The sequence below is a fragment of the Bradyrhizobium japonicum USDA 6 genome, from assembly GCF_000284375.1.
GTDB classification, from domain to species: Bacteria; Pseudomonadota; Alphaproteobacteria; order Rhizobiales; family Xanthobacteraceae; genus Bradyrhizobium; species Bradyrhizobium japonicum.
In genome coordinates this window covers 9,113,966-9,129,448 of record NC_017249.1, presented here as the reverse complement: position 1 = coordinate 9,129,448, position 15,483 = coordinate 9,113,966, and the positions used below count along the sequence as shown (strand labels likewise).

Annotated in this window: 14 protein-coding genes; 6 read left to right on the top strand and 8 right to left on the bottom strand. The window is 58.8% G+C overall.

Annotated elements, in window-relative coordinates; genetic code table 11:
• Positions 1–40 precede the first annotated feature (40 nt).
• Together BJ6T_RS49840 and BJ6T_RS49835 are read right to left on the bottom strand one after the other, a co-directional pair.
• A complete protein-coding gene (locus BJ6T_RS49840; RefSeq protein WP_014498600.1) occupies positions 41–322 on the bottom strand; it encodes a TetR family transcriptional regulator C-terminal domain-containing protein in 282 nt (93 codons plus the stop codon).
• Positions 298–573: a TetR/AcrR family transcriptional regulator gene (locus tag BJ6T_RS49835; protein ID WP_240538011.1), complete on the bottom strand. Its 276-nt coding sequence runs from the start codon at positions 571–573 to the stop codon at positions 298–300. The genes BJ6T_RS49840 and BJ6T_RS49835 overlap by 25 nt, the downstream gene beginning before the upstream one ends.
• Before the next feature lie 339 nt (positions 574–912).
• On the opposite strand from BJ6T_RS49835, the gene BJ6T_RS41970 reads away from it, so the two are divergent.
• From BJ6T_RS41970 to BJ6T_RS44945, 3 genes are all read left to right on the top strand, one after another.
• Positions 913–1,497: a DUF308 domain-containing protein gene (locus BJ6T_RS41970; RefSeq protein WP_009734588.1), complete on the top strand. Its 585-nt coding sequence runs from the start codon at positions 913–915 to the stop codon at positions 1,495–1,497.
• Between the two features lie 257 nt (positions 1,498–1,754).
• The gene (locus BJ6T_RS41965; RefSeq protein WP_011088795.1) at positions 1,755–2,819 is read left to right on the top strand and encodes an IS110 family RNA-guided transposase; all 1,065 of its coding nucleotides are present in this window, start codon (positions 1,755–1,757) and stop codon (positions 2,817–2,819) included.
• A 558-nt stretch (positions 2,820–3,377) separates the two neighbouring features.
• A complete protein-coding gene (locus BJ6T_RS44945; RefSeq protein WP_014498598.1) occupies positions 3,378–4,142 on the top strand; it encodes an IS5 family transposase in 765 nt (254 codons plus the stop codon).
• 10 nt (positions 4,143–4,152) lie between these two features.
• Here the strand turns inward: BJ6T_RS44945 and BJ6T_RS41955 are convergent, their stop codons facing one another.
• The 3 genes from BJ6T_RS41955 to BJ6T_RS47875 all read right to left on the bottom strand — a co-directional run bounded on the left by BJ6T_RS41955 (position 4,153) and on the right by BJ6T_RS47875 (position 7,763).
• A complete protein-coding gene (locus BJ6T_RS41955) occupies positions 4,153–5,262 on the bottom strand; it encodes an IS630-like element ISBj5 family transposase (protein ID WP_011085265.1) in 1,110 nt (369 codons plus the stop codon).
• 40 nt (positions 5,263–5,302) lie between these two features.
• Positions 5,303–7,090 carry an ATP-binding protein gene (locus tag BJ6T_RS41950; RefSeq protein WP_014498597.1) on the bottom strand — a complete coding sequence of 596 codons (1,788 nt, stop codon included), beginning with the start codon at positions 7,088–7,090 and terminating at the stop codon, positions 5,303–5,305.
• 118 nt (positions 7,091–7,208) lie between these two features.
• Positions 7,209–7,763 carry a hypothetical protein gene (locus tag BJ6T_RS47875; RefSeq protein WP_014498596.1) on the bottom strand — a complete coding sequence of 185 codons (555 nt, stop codon included), beginning with the start codon at positions 7,761–7,763 and terminating at the stop codon, positions 7,209–7,211.
• A gap of 186 nt (positions 7,764–7,949) precedes the next feature.
• Here BJ6T_RS47875 and BJ6T_RS41940 point away from each other — a divergent pair, with 186 nt between their 5' ends.
• The 3 genes from BJ6T_RS41940 (at position 7,950) to BJ6T_RS41930 (ending at position 11,526) form a co-directional block, all read left to right on the top strand.
• Positions 7,950–8,726 carry a helix-turn-helix domain-containing protein gene (locus BJ6T_RS41940; protein ID WP_014498595.1) on the top strand — a complete coding sequence of 259 codons (777 nt, stop codon included), beginning with the start codon at positions 7,950–7,952 and terminating at the stop codon, positions 8,724–8,726.
• Between the two features lie 89 nt (positions 8,727–8,815).
• Positions 8,816–9,040 carry a hypothetical protein gene (locus BJ6T_RS41935; protein WP_014498594.1) on the top strand — a complete coding sequence of 75 codons (225 nt, stop codon included), beginning with the start codon at positions 8,816–8,818 and terminating at the stop codon, positions 9,038–9,040.
• Positions 9,037–11,526, top strand: coding sequence for an AAA family ATPase (locus BJ6T_RS41930; RefSeq protein ID WP_011090898.1), 2,490 nt, complete (start codon positions 9,037–9,039; stop codon positions 11,524–11,526). The genes BJ6T_RS41935 and BJ6T_RS41930 overlap by 4 nt, the downstream gene beginning before the upstream one ends.
• Positions 11,527–11,616: 90 nt before the next feature.
• Here the strand turns inward: BJ6T_RS41930 and BJ6T_RS41925 are convergent, their stop codons facing one another.
• The 3 genes from BJ6T_RS41925 to BJ6T_RS41915 are packed head-to-tail and all read right to left on the bottom strand — an operon-like array spanning position 11,617 to position 15,453.
• On the bottom strand, positions 11,617–12,813 hold the full coding sequence (locus BJ6T_RS41925; protein ID WP_225163673.1) for a hypothetical protein: 1,197 nt from the start codon (positions 12,811–12,813) through the stop codon (positions 11,617–11,619).
• Between the two features lie 58 nt (positions 12,814–12,871).
• On the bottom strand, positions 12,872–14,215 hold the full coding sequence (locus tag BJ6T_RS41920) for a PDDEXK nuclease domain-containing protein (protein ID WP_014498593.1): 1,344 nt from the start codon (positions 14,213–14,215) through the stop codon (positions 12,872–12,874).
• Positions 14,212–15,453, bottom strand: a complete 1,242-nt coding sequence (locus tag BJ6T_RS41915; protein ID WP_011090895.1) for a tyrosine-type recombinase/integrase — start codon at positions 15,451–15,453, stop codon at positions 14,212–14,214. Before BJ6T_RS41915 ends, BJ6T_RS41920 begins: the two co-directional genes overlap by 4 nt.
• Positions 15,454–15,483 lie beyond the last annotated feature (30 nt).

The following is a 15,483-nucleotide window of genomic DNA, read 5'->3' as shown; positions in this document are numbered from 1 at the left end:
CACAACTGCAATAGGAACCAATTGGTTCCTAATTTTGCTTTTAAAAAAGCATCTCCATCAGGAGATCGGCATCTTTCAGCATCTCGTCGCGGCGTGATCCAACTTTACCAAGCACCCGCATGCCTTGTGCATGTGAGACGATAAAGTGCGCGATGACTTCAGGATCGGACCTATTGGCGATTTCGCCGGCGGCCTGTCCTTTCGCGATCGTTGCAGCGAACAGGGCTTGAAGCCTGGAGAAAAGACGCTTGATCACCTCTGCGATGTCGGGATCTCCCGGCAACATCTCGGCAGCCGTCAACACACCGAAACAACCGCGCACCCCTTTTTTCCCAGACGACAAATCCGCATACCGCACCAACGCGTTGCGGATTGCCGCCTTCGGCGAGGGGCTGATCGCAGAACCTCCTGGACGTTTCGTACGCCATCGTCGGTGTAGAACTCGAGGGCGCGCAGGAAGACAGATTTCTTGTCACCGAAAGCCTTGTAGAAGCTGCCCTTCGAAAGCTGCATTCCGGCAAGCAGATCAGGCAACGATGCGTCGTGAAACCCACGATCCCAAAAGATTTGCATCGCTCGCCTCACCGCCTCGTCGAGATCGAATTCACGGGGGCGTCCCACAGGAAGTTTGGTATTGATGGTCATCATACGGGCAATATAAACCAAACGGTTCCTAATTGCAATAGTCGATTTATATGCAGGCCTGCGTTGCTCAGGCTGTGAGGACCGTCCAAAATTTTCGTTCGGCCTCAGTAACGGCTCCCGGCATCGCCTCGTAGTTGGTTACATCCTGTCCGACGCCGCCTCGCAAAGGAGGCGAAACGACAATCATGATGCTTCCCCTCTGCTACGCCGTGGCGTGAAAACATAATGACCAGGCGGACGGGTAACTGCCATCCAGGAAGAGACCACATGACGCTCAGCACTACACGTCCTTCTCCGAAAGCCAATGCCTGGCTCAAGCGCTACTATTTCATTCGCTCTGCCGTCGCGGCTCTATGGGCGGTTGCGGCCTTGACGATCGCCAGAGACCGTTCCCATCTCGCGGCCATCCTGCTGGTTGCCTATCCCTTGTGGGATGCCCTCGCCAACTATCTCGACGCGCAACGCAGCAGTGGGCTTGCTTCGAGCAAGAGCCAGATGGTCAATGTCATCATTAGCATTATTACTGCAATAGCGGTCACCATCGCGCTGACGCGGAGCATGAATGCCGTGCTTTTGATCTTCGGGGCATGGGCGGTCGTCGCGGGGCTTCTTCAGCTTGCGACCGGCGTGGGCCGCTGGGGATCGGCCGGCGCACAATGGGCGATGATCCTCAGCGGCGCACAGTCGGCGCTGGCGGGGTGCTTCTTCGTCTACCGGGCGGGGGTTGTTACCAATGTCGGGATTAGTGACGTTGCCGGCTACGCCGCGTTCGGTGCCTTCTACTTTATGGTTTCGGCCGTTTGGCTATGGAGCACCGGCTTGCGTCGCTCTTCTGTGCAAACCACTGCGTAGCACACGTTTGACGGACCTTCATCATGAAGGACCGGCAGCTGTCTTCGATACCGCCGGTTAGCCGATTGATGGTCCCCGCATCAGCCGTCAGGACGGCCCAGCCATCGCGCTGGCGCCGTCCTATCGAGAAAGATCACCACGTTGGCTACTTCGCGGGGCTCGGCGCAACGCCTCAGATCTGCTAATGGGATGGTCCGGCCGTGCTCCTGCCCCGCCAGCGATAAGCTGGCCAGGGGCGCCAAGACAAGGAGCACGCCATGTCCCAGACACCCAGTACTGCGATCGCCGTGATCGGCATCGATATCGGCAAAAACTCGTTCCACGTCGTGGGCCACGATACGCGCGGCGCCATCGTGCTGCGGCAAAAGTGGTCGCGTGGCCAGGTGGAGGCGCGGCTCGCCAATATGCAGCCTTGCCTGATCGGCATGGAAGCCTGCGTCGGCGCACATCATTTGAGCCGCAAACTCGCATCGCTAGGTCACGATGCCAGGTTGATGCCGGCCAAATATGTCCGCCCTTATAGCAAAGGACCGAAGAACGACTTCAATGATGCCGAAGCGATTGCCGAAGCCGTGCAACGCCCGACGATGAAGTTCGTGGCGACCAAGACCGCGGAGCAACTGGATCTGCAGGCGCTGCATCGGGTGCGCGAGCGGCTGGTGTCGCAACGCACCGGCATCATCAACCAGATTCGCGCCTTCATGCTGGAACGCGGGATCGCGGTGCGCCAGGGTATCGGCTTCCTGCGCACAGAACTGCCCACCATCCTTGCCACGCGCACCGATGCCCTGTCGCCACGCATGTTGCGTGTCATCGAGGAGTTGGCAGGCGACTGGCGCCGGCTGGATCAGCGCATCGATAGCCTCTCCGGCGAGATCGAAGCACTGGCCCGTCAAGATCAGGCATGTTCGCGCCTGATGACGGTGCCTGGCATCGGGCCGATCATTTCGAGCGCCATGGTAGCCGCGATCGGCACTGGAGACGTCTTCTCCAAAGGCCGTGACTTCGGCGCCTGGCTCGGACTGGTGCCCAAGCAGATCTCGACGGGAGACCGCACGATCCTCGGCAAAATCTCAAGGCGCGGCAATCGCTACCTGCGCGTTCTGTTCGTGCAGGCGGCATGGGTGGTGCTGGTCAGGATCAAGAACTGGGAACGTTACGGACTCAGATCCTGGATCGAAGCCGCCAAGAAGCGATTGCACCACAACGTGCTAGCGATCGCACTCGCCAACAAGCTTGCCCGCATCGCCTGGGCGGTGCTGGCTAAAGGACGCGCCTTCGAGCTGACAAGGACCAACGATGCAGACGTCCAATCCGCTTGATCGTCGCGCCGTGCTCGGGGCGGTCAAGGCGCGGCCTGGCAACGCCGGAGCCAGCCGCAAGCAAAGCGCAACGGCCGGCCTTGACCGCCCGTGCGCGCGACGCGACGCACGTCCTGCGGGCCGGGACGAAGGAACGGCCCCCGGCTCGAACACAGGAACTGCGAGGTAGGAGGAGCAAGCGATGACGTAACCCCATCAACAGGTTCCAGCCAAGGTCTGCGAGAGGATGAGACGAGATGGAGGTTCGGTCTTCCCGGCGCATGCGAACACTGGTGACCCAAATGGCCCAATCGAGGCCTGTCCGCTAATGAGAACGCACGCGCGCTGATATCCATGATGGCCCGGAGAGAATGCTCCAATCAAAGGCCGGATACATTGATGCAAGACCACTCACCACCTGATCGACGAACCTCTTGCTACGCACGGCCGGACCATACATTGGGTCAGGAACGACAAAACTCAAGGTGAGCATAATCGGTCGGCTTTCGAGTGCATAGCGACCAGTTGAGCCCGACAGCCGAGCCATGATTCAAGCCACACAACGGAAGGGGCCGAATCATGCGCTACGAACTCACGGACTATGAGTGGTCCGTCATTAAGCCGATGTTGCCGAATAAGTCGCGCGGCGTGCCGCGGGTGAATGACCGTCGTGTCCTCAACGGCATCTTCTGGGTCTTGCGATCCGGAGCGCCATGGCGCGACCTGCCAGAAAACTTCGGTCCGTACACCACTTGCTACAATCGATTCGTTCGCTGGCGACGGGCCGGCGTGTGGGCCAAGCTCATGAGCGCACTGGCCGGCGCCCATGATGCTGCCGTGCAGATGATCGACACTTCCATTGTTCGCGTACATCAACATGGGGCCTGCATCACAAGAAACTGGCGTCAATCGATGGGAAGGTCACGCGGCGGTCTGACGAGCAAAATCCACGCGGTGGTCGACAGCAATGGTCTACCGGTACAACTTGCGTTGAGTCCTGGCGAGGCGCACGACGTTCGACTTGCCGGTAAACTGCTCTCTCGTTTGAGATCCGGATCAATGCTGCTCGCCGACCGCGGCTACGACGCTGACTGGATCAGGGAGCTTGCCATGAAAAAGGGCGCATGGGCCAATATCCCGCCGAAAAGCAATCGGACCGATCCGATCTGCTTCAGCCCGTATCTCTACCGCGCCCGCAACCGCGTCGAGCGGTTCTTCAACAGGATCAAACAATGCCGTCGGGTGGCGACGCGCTACGACAGGCTTGCTGGAAACTACCTTGCCTTCATCCAACTTGCATCTATCCGGCTATGGCTCGCCGCTCGTTATGAGTCCGCGCCCTAGTCACATGAATCTAAAGTTCGCCACATAAAGTCTGCTGGGCTTTGTGGCAAAAGCGTTTGACGGAAGCCAAGATCTGGTCTGCGGACTTGGTCCATTTGAAGGGCTTCGGGTTGTTGTTGTGCAATTCGATGAAGGTACGGATGTCGGCTTCGAGCTGCCTGACGGAGGTGTGAACACCTCGCCGGATCTGCTTTCTGGTGAGTTCAGCGAACCAGCGCTCGATCTGATTGATCCACGACGCGGAAGTCGGCGTGAAGTGGACATGATAGTGCGGCCGGCGAGCGAGCCACGCTTTAATCTTGGGGGTCTTGTGGGTAGCGTAGTTGTCCATGACGATATGGACAGCGAGCCCCTCAGGGATTTGAGCGTCGATCTCTTTGAGAAACTTCAAGAACTCGAGCGCCCGATGGCGCTTGTAGCATTTGCCAATGACGAAGCCGGAAGCGACATCGAGCGCGGCAAACAGCGTGGTCGTACCATGCCGCACATAGCTATGCGTGCGACGTTCCGGCACCCCAGGCATCATCGGCAAGACCGGCTGCTCGCGATCGAGTGCCTGGATCTGGCTTTTCTCATCGACACTGAGGACAACGGCTCGGTTAGGCGGCGACAGATAAAGCCCGACAATATCGCGCACCTTATCGACGAATAGCGGATCGCTCGATAGTTTAAATGTCTGGCTGCGGTGCGGCTGCAAGCCGAACGCCGTCCACATTCGGCGGATCGTGGTGTGAGAAAAGCCAGTATCCGCAGCCATCGAGCGGATCGACCAGTGCGTTGCGTCGGGCGGCGTCGTACGCAATGTCCGCTCGATTACCTCGGCAACCTGATCATCGTCGATGGTTCGAGGGCGGCCCGGGCGGGCTTCGTCAAGCAGGCCATCACAACGATCCTTCAAGAATCGGCGGCGCCACTTGCCGACGGTGTGTTCATGGATGCCAAGTTCGGCAGCCACAGACTTGCTTGGCAGACCATCTGCACACCGCAGGATCGCGCGGCATCGCTCAGATAGCGATCGGGCTACACGATGACGACGAACTTGCCTCTCCAAGTACGCCCGCTCCTGCGAACTCAGCACCAACGGCGCGATCGGCCGGCCTTTCACACCTGCATTCGCCACGAGCGCTCTCCTCTCTAGAGATCCGAGCGATCAACTAATGTCACGAACTTCCGTTCCAGATGACTAGTTCGTGAAATATCTCGTCGGTGGCCATCTCAACGAGAGGCTTCACGTTCCCAAGAGCGACAAACATCCTCAGGAGAAGAAAAACTCTTTGACGGTCGTGATCGTTGGGTAGTGCCTTTATAAGGAGGTCGCGAATGGCCTCGCGTGCATTTTGCAGATGCTCACCCCCGGCGTCACTCAGGTAGGTGCGGCCGAGCGGTCTCATCGCATCGTGAATCTTGAAACGATCGACACCGAAAATCTGGATTGTACCGCTTGTTCGCAATCGCCTGAATGCCGTGGCCGCGATCTCCGGCTCGAGGTCGAAGGCGCGCTTCAATACGACACTGGCTTCGGATTGAGTCAGTGGGACGTCGCTGAGACTGAGCGCCGCGACAGCGCGGCGCTCAGGGTCGTTAAATCTGTCGAAGACATCTGACAGAATAAGTTCTTGCGCAGTCTCGACAATATGGGTGCGGTCCTCAAGCGCCGCGCAGACTCGGGTGACCACCCCCTCGTAGCTTTCAGCCGCAATTTTCAGCGCATTCTGGACGTAGAGCGGCAGCCCGCCAGTGATTTTCAACAAGCGCTCATAGTCTGAGAAATCCCCACGGCATCCGAGCGACGCTCCCTCGGCCGCGGCCGTCTCATTGGACCAGCCGAGAAGCAACTCCGCCTTCACGCCAAGCGTTGCCTCGATTCGGGCGATCGTTGCGCTGGGCTGGGCGAGAAGCACAAACTGCAGCTGATCGGAGGCCCCGACCAGCGAAACCAAATCCGCGGCTGCAATGCGATGCGCGTTATCCAACACCACAGTCGCGGTGAGTTTGTCCTCGGCTAGGTGGCGACCGATCGCAAACAGGATTTCGGTGCCGCTTGCGCCCGGTAACAAGATCTCGCCTAGCTTGCCGCCACGCGATCCGAAGATGCGAGCTGCAAGTTCGCGTGCGACGGCATTGGCCAGCGCAGGGCCGGATATCTCGGCAATATCGTAATATGCCAGACGGTCAGAAGTATGCAGAGCTGTCTGAGAAACCCAGGACGTCTTTCCTGCACCGGAGAGGCCGACGACGAGCCGCACGCGTTGGCCATTTGCCAGATTTGGTTCATGTTCCTGCGGACGATATCGAAGCGGCGGAGCAGGAAAATCTTGGAGTTGGACAACAAGCTGCTCGAAGAGTGCCGGTAATTCCTCAACCGTGAACGTGTGATTGGAGCTTGGCTCAATCCCACCCGCTGCTGCCATCATCCGGCCAGCGATTTTCCAGACGAGGGTTTCTGGAGCCAATACGGAAAAAGGAAGCGTTTCGGCAGCCGCTCGGCACGCCTCGAAACCATCCGCGATGGTCCTCCACGGCAAGGGAAGGGCTTCGTCTACCGCCGGTGATTGCGGCCAATGGAGCCTGGTGTCGGACGGCCATTCTTTACCTGTGATAAGCTTGGCAAATTCCGGCCCAGGCGCACTATTCGATACTATGACGAACTGGCATGAACCGCTCCGTCGACCTTCCTCGTGCTCCTGTCTAATAGCCGCGAACCTTGAGAGTGCGCCATCAATGTCGCTTAGAATAAGGTTAGATGCCCGAGTTTTGACTTGTAGGTAGATTCGTCTGTCAGGCTGGACGAGTTCGACGTCTTCATCATTCTCGACGATGACATGGGTCACACCGGCCCGGGCAGCATCAAACAGACACGCGGCGGCATAGAGGTGCTGATAGAGGAACCCGCGATGAACGGCTTCGATCCGGGCAAGTTGACGGGGATCAAGGTTGAACGTTTCCATATCTGGCGGTCTCGTTATGGCTCAATAAAAGCGTGCGATGGCCGCTCGCGTTCGGCGATGGGTATCCGCTCTGTCGCACCTGTCGTTGAACTGCATCATGCCTTCAATTTCTCCTGGATTAGGCGCGTCGCAGCATTCGCGGGATGTGGACACGGTGAAAACCGTGGGTCTGCACTTGTCGGCGAAGTTTGGGGGTGTCATTGACGCCGAACGCAACCGCCGCCTTCAAGGGGCTGGCAAAGGTTGCGTAGAAGGTCCAGCGAGCGTCTTTCGGCAGAGGCGCGTTCTGCCGACGGTCGGTGATGACGACGTCGCGCGGGTCTTTGGTATTGCGGAAGGCATGGAAGGTGATCCAATCGGGCCGCCTGTAACGTGCCGCCTTGCTGAAGGGCACCGACTGAACCTTCACGTCGCTTTGGTCGAGAACCCAATCGCGCTGTTCCAATATCTGCCTGACCATGTGGCCGACCATCTGCTTGACGCGGTCAACCAGAACATCTTCGCGAAACTCCTCCAGAAGCTGCTCCTCGATGCCCTCGACGGCAGGCTTTCCGAGCTCCGAGGCCGTCTCCAAGCGAGCGATAGTGGCGGGCTTCGTAAGAAACGACCAAATCCGCTGACCGATGTCGGACTCCGAGAGCGAGGCGAATTTCTCCGGATTGTAACGAAGCATGATAAAGGTCTCCTTGACCGGTCATAAATGGCCGGTCATAAATGCCTAGTCAAGGGTACTGCACGTTGAATTGCCCAGTTTGCTGGTTTGCCGCCAGTGTGCCGCTCCGATTCCGGTCGGCTGCCTCACGCTGCCAGGCTCCCTCATGTAAATTTTGAGTCATCGAATACACGGGATGAGGTTGAGATGAGGAAGGTCGTGCCGAACGGGAAGGCGGTGAAAGCCCTGAGGGAGCAGCTTGAAAGGCTGTCGACCCAAAAGGAAATGGCGAGTGAAATCGGTGTCAGCATTCGCATGCTTCGTATGATCGAGAATGAGAATGCGCCAATTGCAGTGACAACGGCTGAACGGTTGGCAAAAGCGCTGCAAGTTCATCGTGAACGCATTATCCTTGGCTCCGAGCTTTCGGAAATGACGCCGACCGTAAGTGCGCCGGAAGTCCTTTCCGCGCTGATGGAAGATGAGGACCGGCTCATCCCCCGCAACGACTATGACATCGCCAGTGCGACAGCGGACGAGGGCGCGCTCTATACGGAGGCGGCCCGCTCGCACGACGTGGCCTGCATTATCGAGACAACGCTCGATGAGGAAACTGGAGCCTATGCGCAGGAGCTTTTCGATATCCTCGTTGGCTTGTCCTGGTCGCAGCGAGATATTCTCGTCGACATTCCCCCCGCGACGGAGATCGCGGTTCGCCGGCGCCTGCGACAGCTCATCGTCCTTCTCAAGGGCAACGACATCTGGATTTATCGAACCTCGGTTCTGAGGCGATTGCCGGAGCGCTACACGGTCGCACCGCCGGACGAGCCGTTCTCCTATCAAAGCCGTCAGGTCGTAGCACTAGGGCCGCCGGGTGAATATGGCGAGACCACCATGCGCGTGCCGATCGATCATGGGCAGCCGTTCATCCTTCCGGCATGGCGGAAGCTTCGCAAGAGCGACAACGAAACAGAGACAGCCTGATGATGAGACGCAATCGCTTGATCGTCGCAGAATTGCACGCGCGCACTGAAATCAAATAGAAGTGCATTGGGCGGAAGTCGGGGGAGCGTATGAAGTTTAAGCTGGAAAATACTTTCGAGGACAATCTCGCTTTGTTTAGGGCCGAGGCTGTACAGATCGATCCCGAATGCGCGAAGATCCTCTTCGACAATTTGCATCTGCTGGATTCGGGAGGTGACACCGCGCCAAGCCGGGCAACAATCGGCGAGTTTCATAAGGCGGTACTGGATGCGCTTGATGGCATGTCCATCCCTCTGGGCGAGGACAAGGCATGACGCGGTATTTCCTGGGCAGCCTGTCCATCGAGGGTTTTCGTGGGATCAATAATGACGGTGACCCGCTCGTCCTCAAGTTCAAATCTGACGCCGTCAACTCGGTGCATGCGCCGAACGGCGTCGGTAAAAGCTCCATATTCGAAGCCGTTTGCTTCGCGATCCACGGCATTGTCCCGCGCCTGAAGGCGCTCCAGGAAGCCGAGCAGGGCGACAGCTATATCGTGAATCGCTTCCATCCCGGGCAGCAAGCGACGGTTGATCTGATATTCGCCAGCGATGACGCCTCGCCAGATGTGGCGATCAAGGTGGTGCGGGCTGCCAACGGTGCGCGCCTAGTGACTTCGCCGAGCGGTCATGCCGACCCGCAGCAGTTCCTCGCGAGCCTGCAGGAGGATTTCGTCCTCGTCGACTATAATCGGTTCGCAAAGCTCATCGATATCTCCGCCTTGGAGCGGGGACGTTCTTTCGCATCGCTCGTGGGACTGAGCCGATACTCCCGGCTACGTCAGGCTCTGGACGGCGCCAAGCGAACGCAGAACGTCAACAGTGATCTGGGCCTCTCCGCGCTTGATGCCGAGGTGACCACAGGCGCGCGCGCGTTGAGTGCGATCGAGCGGCGTGTCATTGCGGCGCATGACGAGGTCGCCGGAGCGGGAAGCGCCGCCGTCGATAAACTCTCCGATCTGAAGGCGGCGGTAACCGCCGCCTTATCCGCCATCGCCTTGCTCAAGCCATTGATCGGCGAGGCCTCGGTAATGGATCTCGATTTCGAAGCGGCAGAGTTGGCGATCGAGAAACAGGAAGGCGGCGAAGCGCGAAAGACGCTGGACACGCTAACGACCTCCGCCACGTCGCTGGCGGGGCTTGAGGTCACGGTAGAGGAATTGGCCGACGTTGATCGGCTGCTCGAGTTGGCCGGAAGAAGAGACGAGGCCGTGCGCAGCGTCGGCGCGGAAGCATTGCACGCCCTTTTGCGCGATGCGCTGGCTGTGGTGTCCGGCTCCGATTGGCACGACCCGAATCAATGCCCAGTTTGCGAGGCGAAAGGTAGTGATGCTCTAAAGCCGCGGCTGGAAGGCAAGATCGCTAAATACGATGTAGCCGCTCAGCTCGGGGCCGAACTCATCAACGATGTCGCCACAGCGCCTGGGATCGCGAAGCTACGCAAGCTTGAAGAGGCGCCGGCCATGGCGATCGCGACGGGTGATCGCTTGCACGTAGCGTTCGATTTGGCCGCCAAGAAGGGGGATTTGGCGACCTCCGACCTGGAGATCATCAAGGCGCGCCTCGGGGTTCTTGAAACGCAGCGTGGCGAAACTCTTGCTCGGGTGCGAGGTGAGGCCGACGCGTTGCAGGCGCGCTTGCCTCCCTCATTGGTGCAGGTAACCCGCATCCTCAGCTTCGCAAAGCAGTTCCGCGATGCCGTGCTGGAATACGAGAGCGGCGAGCCGGTGCTCAAGGTGAAACAGGACAAGCTCAAGGTTCTGAATCGCTGGAAGACATTCATCACGCGCGCCGGCCAAAGCTTTGCTGATGCCGAAGCCGAACTGGCCAACGAGCGGATTGGCGAGATTCAGACCGCTTGTCAGGATCTGTTCGGCCGGTTCGTGCGAGGCGGTCCCGATGTGAAGCCGACCCTGAGCCGCGCGCAGAACAGCGAAAACGTTGATCTAAAGCTCGCGGACTTCTTCGGCCTACAGGACCTCAGTGCCCGGGCTCTACTCTCGGAAAGCTATCGGAACGCTGTGGCGGCTGCGATTTTCTTCGCGGCCGCGACCAAGCACAGCGGTGTTCCGCGCTTCATGGTGCTCGACGACGTGACATCGAGCTTTGACGCTGGTCACCAGTTCGCGTTGATGGACGCCGTGCGGACGTTGCTACGCTATGGCGCTGTGCCGGACGGGCTGCAGTTCATTTTCCTGAGCCATGACACCAGCCTGGAGAAGTACTTCGACAAGCTCAATGGCACTGCGGATTGGCATCACCAGAAGCTCCAAGGCATGCCTCCAAAGGGGCGGCTCATGGTATCGGCCCAGGAGGCGGATCGTCTCAAGGCGCAGGCGTTGCAGCACCTGAATGCTGGCCAGATCGATATTGGTGCGCCGATCCTGCGGCAATATCTCGAATACAAGCTGGGACAGATTATCGCCAAGTTGGAGATCCCTGTTCCACCGGACTATGCCACCCGTGGTGACAAGCGGACGCTTTCGACCTACATCGACGCAATCGGCGAGGCCGTGAAGCTTTATCATGCGGCCAATCGGTGTGTGCTGACGCCTCAGCAGATCGCCGATCTCCAAAACCATCATGTGCCATCGATCGTTGGGAATTTCGTCAGCCACTACGAGACCGGCGCGGGGACGCCTTTCAACGCCTACGCCTTGCTGGGGGTGTTGCAGAGCATTGATAGTCTCGCGGACTGCTTTACCTACGTTGATCCGAGTAACGGACAGAAGCGATACTATCGCCGGTTAGATCGCCGTTAAGCGACTCACGGAGGCTACGCGACAATCTCGCGATCAAGCAACAACAGGGCCGAAGGCCCTGGCGTTGCGCGTGCAGGGAGTTGCCGCAAGCTAGTCGAAGTGTGGGTCGGGATAGCGCTCTTCGATGACGTAGCGCATGACATTCCACCAGACGTTCTCGATCGTGTAGTCCATCGGTTTGATTTTGCGTGGGACCCACTCGCCGAGCGAGCTTGCCATGCGGACATGCCCGGGGGTCTTGATTTCCGGTTCCCTCTCGGCGGCCGTGCCCGATTTGACCGACAGCTCAATGACGTTGAGCGTATCCCGATCATATTCAATGATCGCCTGGAGGAAGCTGCCCTTATCGGTTAGCGGATGAGCGGCTGTATGGGATACAAGAGCCACTTGCAGTTTATCGCCCATTGCGATGTAAGGCTCTAGCAGTCCGTCTGTCTGGAGGCCTTGGCGCCAGCGGTCGTGGGTGTCGAGGGCGTCTGGAAAATCGCCCCAGTTGAAGTCTCCCCGGCCGCCGAAGGTGATCTTGCCGTAACCATCGACATGGTAACGCAGCGCGTCCATCAGCTCGAGCGCTCGACGCGGGTCTTTTTCTGTAAGGACCGCGTCGATGGCTCCCAACACCTCCTCCATGTCGAAAACGATCTTTCTGAGCTCCTCTTTTTGCTCAACAAACATCTTCGGGATTTCACCGACGGGGTTCGGAAGCGGAAGTGTCCAAGGAAAGTCGATGTCGTCTTCGCTGAAGCGCCGATAGGGAATGTTGAGCTTGTCCAGGAAGGCGGCCGACTGGTAGTAGGTCTGGCTCTTCAAGCTATGCTCGATCTGATCGAGTGCGAGCTTACGGGCATTAATTCTAAAAGTGCCTTGGAGCGCAGTCGTGCCGACGACGTAGCTTTCCGGTGAATGGGTGCTGCTGATGGATAGCGTGTTGACGATTTGCCGGGCCGACAGCAGGTACATCTCGCCGTCGTCCTCCCGGCCGACGTGAAGAAGCGCGAAGAAGCCTTCGAGCGGCATTCCTTTGTCGTCAACCACGTAGCTTTTGGGAATGTAGTGCGTTGTGCGGCGATCCTGAAAATATTTTGCCTGTATCACTCCGACGCGCGGCGGGACTCTATCGGTAAATCGCTGCGTGGTGGTGCGTCGCTGTATGAGAAAATCGGCCCCGTCGGTATCTACGCTCCGCTCGAGAACCCAGAACCGGTCGATGAGAAAAGAACGCGTACGCGCTTCTCCGACGGCGCCGTTCTCCATAATTTTGAGCCACGTCGGCCAGCTGTCTTCCACGAGATTGTCCTGTGCTTTCTGGGGTTTTGTCGGTGTCGGATTTGCCGCGAAAAGCACCTTACTCGTCTGTATTCAGTTTCTGGAGTTCCCCAAGGAAGATCGTGCCGATTTCGACGGCGCGTTCAGCGGTCTCCGGGTCCACATCCATGCCATGCGTAGCTTCGTTCATGGTGTGGAGGGCGTCGAGCATCTGCTCTGTGCTACTTGGCACCGATCCATTTCGATGCAGATCACGGAGCATTTTCATGATGCCGGTCGGCCGGTCGAAAGCGACGCCTCGCTTGTCCGCGAGATCGCGTACCGCGCGCTCGATTTCGATGCGTAGCTTGACCACGGACATCAGTGGAAATTCTCGCGCGAACTCCGCGGCCGTCGGGAGGGCATCCTCGAGTTGTGGCGGCAACGCAGCCGAGAGCTGATACTGGGCGACCCCCATCGGTTTGCTGGAGTCTCGCAACGCGTATTCCACGATCACCTCGTTGCGCCCTTTGCACAAGATGATGCCGATGGTCGGTTTGTCGTCGGGATGGCGCAATTGCTCGTCCACGGCCGAGAGGTAAAAGTTCATCTTTCCCGCAAATTCGGGTTTGAAGTCTTCGATCTTCAGCTCGATCACCACGAAGCAGCGAAGACGCAGATGATAGAAAAGAAGGTCCAAGTAGTAATCCTGCCCGCCGACTTCGAGGTGATATTGGCTGCCGACGAATGCGAAGCCCTTGCCGAGCTCGAGGATGAGTGAACGCAGATGCTCGACCAAACCACGCTCGAGGTCGCGCTCCAGCATGTCTGGGCCAAGCGAGAGGAAGTCGAACGTGTAGGGGTCTTTGAGGATTTGTTGGGCAAGCTCGGACTGCTCTGCGGGCAGGGTTCGCGAGAAATTGGTGAGGGCGCTTCCTTGCCGGGCAAAAAGCTTGCTTTCGATCTGATGGACAAGAACGTTACGACTCCAGCCGTGTTCAATTGCCTGCCGCGCGTACCAGGTGCGCTCTTCCTGCGTTTTGACGGCGTCGAGCAAACGGACGTTATGCCCCCATGGCAATAGTGCAACAACCTGTTGCACAAATTCGCCGTTGGGCCAGGCCTCGGCGAACGAGCGCATGTATTTCAGATTCCGGGGCGATAAACCGGTCATTTCCGGGAAAGCCAGGCGAAGATCGCCAGCCAGACGGTCGACCACCCGGGCACCCCAACCTTCGCGCTCCTGCCGTTCCAGGATGTCGCGCCCGATCGTCCAGTAGAGCGTCACTAGCTCGCGGTTGATCGACAAGCTGGCTCGGTGGCGTGCCGCCGCGATCTTCTGCTTCAGATCCCCGACGAACGCCGTGTAGCTTTGCGCGTCCACTTCGCCAGCGGAACCGAGCGCATCGCTGCGGCGAGGGGGCTTTCGCGGCCGCGAGCTCATGCGGCCTCTTTCAGTCGCTTCTTCGCCAGCATGGCGCGCACGAATTTGTCCCATTTCGCCATGCCAGCGCGTTTCTCGATCATATAGTGCCAGCGGTCGTAGTGCTTGGAGCTGACATCCTGTAGCGCGTGGTTCTGGAGGCGATCGCGGATTTCCTTCGACACGCCTGCCTTGCCGGCGAGCGTCTTGAACGTGCGCCGGAGATCGCGGTTTGTCGCATATGGAATCACGCCGCGATCTCGCTGCCGCCAAACAAAGCTATAAAGAGTGCCGTGGCTGACAGGCTTCGAGGGGTCCTTGGCGGAGGGGAAGAACCAGCCATACTCGTTCGGCTTGATCTTTTCGATCAGCTCGGCGGCAAGCAATGGCACTGGGACAGCGTGCGGCTGGAGGTTCTTGGTCTTCGACCAGTCGATGATTCGCTCACTGGCGTCCCATTGATTGACATGAAACCGCGCGATCTCCTCGACGCGCTGCCCTGTCAGCATGATGAGTTGCACCGCGCGGGGATAGGAGGGGTGGACCGGCGTGTCGGGGCTCTCCAGCCAGCGATAGAGTTGCACAAACTCGTCTTCGTCAAGCCAGCGCGTGCCCTGGATCTTAGGCTCGGTAGGAATGCCGGTTGCCGGATTGAAAGGGAGTCGAAAGCGTCTGGAAGACTGCTGCCGATAGTCGTTGTCAGACTTCATGCCCCAGCTAAAGGCGGCATGGAGATAGGAGCGCACATGGTCGGCCATTGATTTGGCACCGCGCTCGTAGATCGGGCGGATCAGCTCGATGATTTCCTCGGCCTCGATCTCGCGAGCGAGGCGGTTGCGTCCGAGCGTGTCGGCGATCTTGTTAAGGCCTTTTTCCGTTTCCTTCCAGGACGGCTTGCTCGCATCCTTGAGCGCGGCGACATAGCCTTCGAACAGATCAGCGACGGTGCCGGGGCGCGTGTCGGTAGCGATCTTGATGCTGCGACCCTTCTGGATGACGTCGGCGAAGTCGCGTTTGAATATTTCGCGTGCCTGGGCGAGCGATATGGAGGGATAAGCCCCGAGCTTCTTCTTGGTCCGCTTCCCATCGCGCCATTGCTGCGCCATCCAGTCGGCGGTGACGCGCTTCGGCATGGGCTTGAGGACAAGCACGAGGCGGCCGGTGCCGCGCCCTTCACCGTCGGCGAGATTTTCCTGTTTCTGACTTAGCTCCACCCGCTTCAACGCATGTCGGATCGCGGTGTCGGTCAGGCTTGGCATGGCGTTTCCTCCTGTGCCGCAACTGGGATC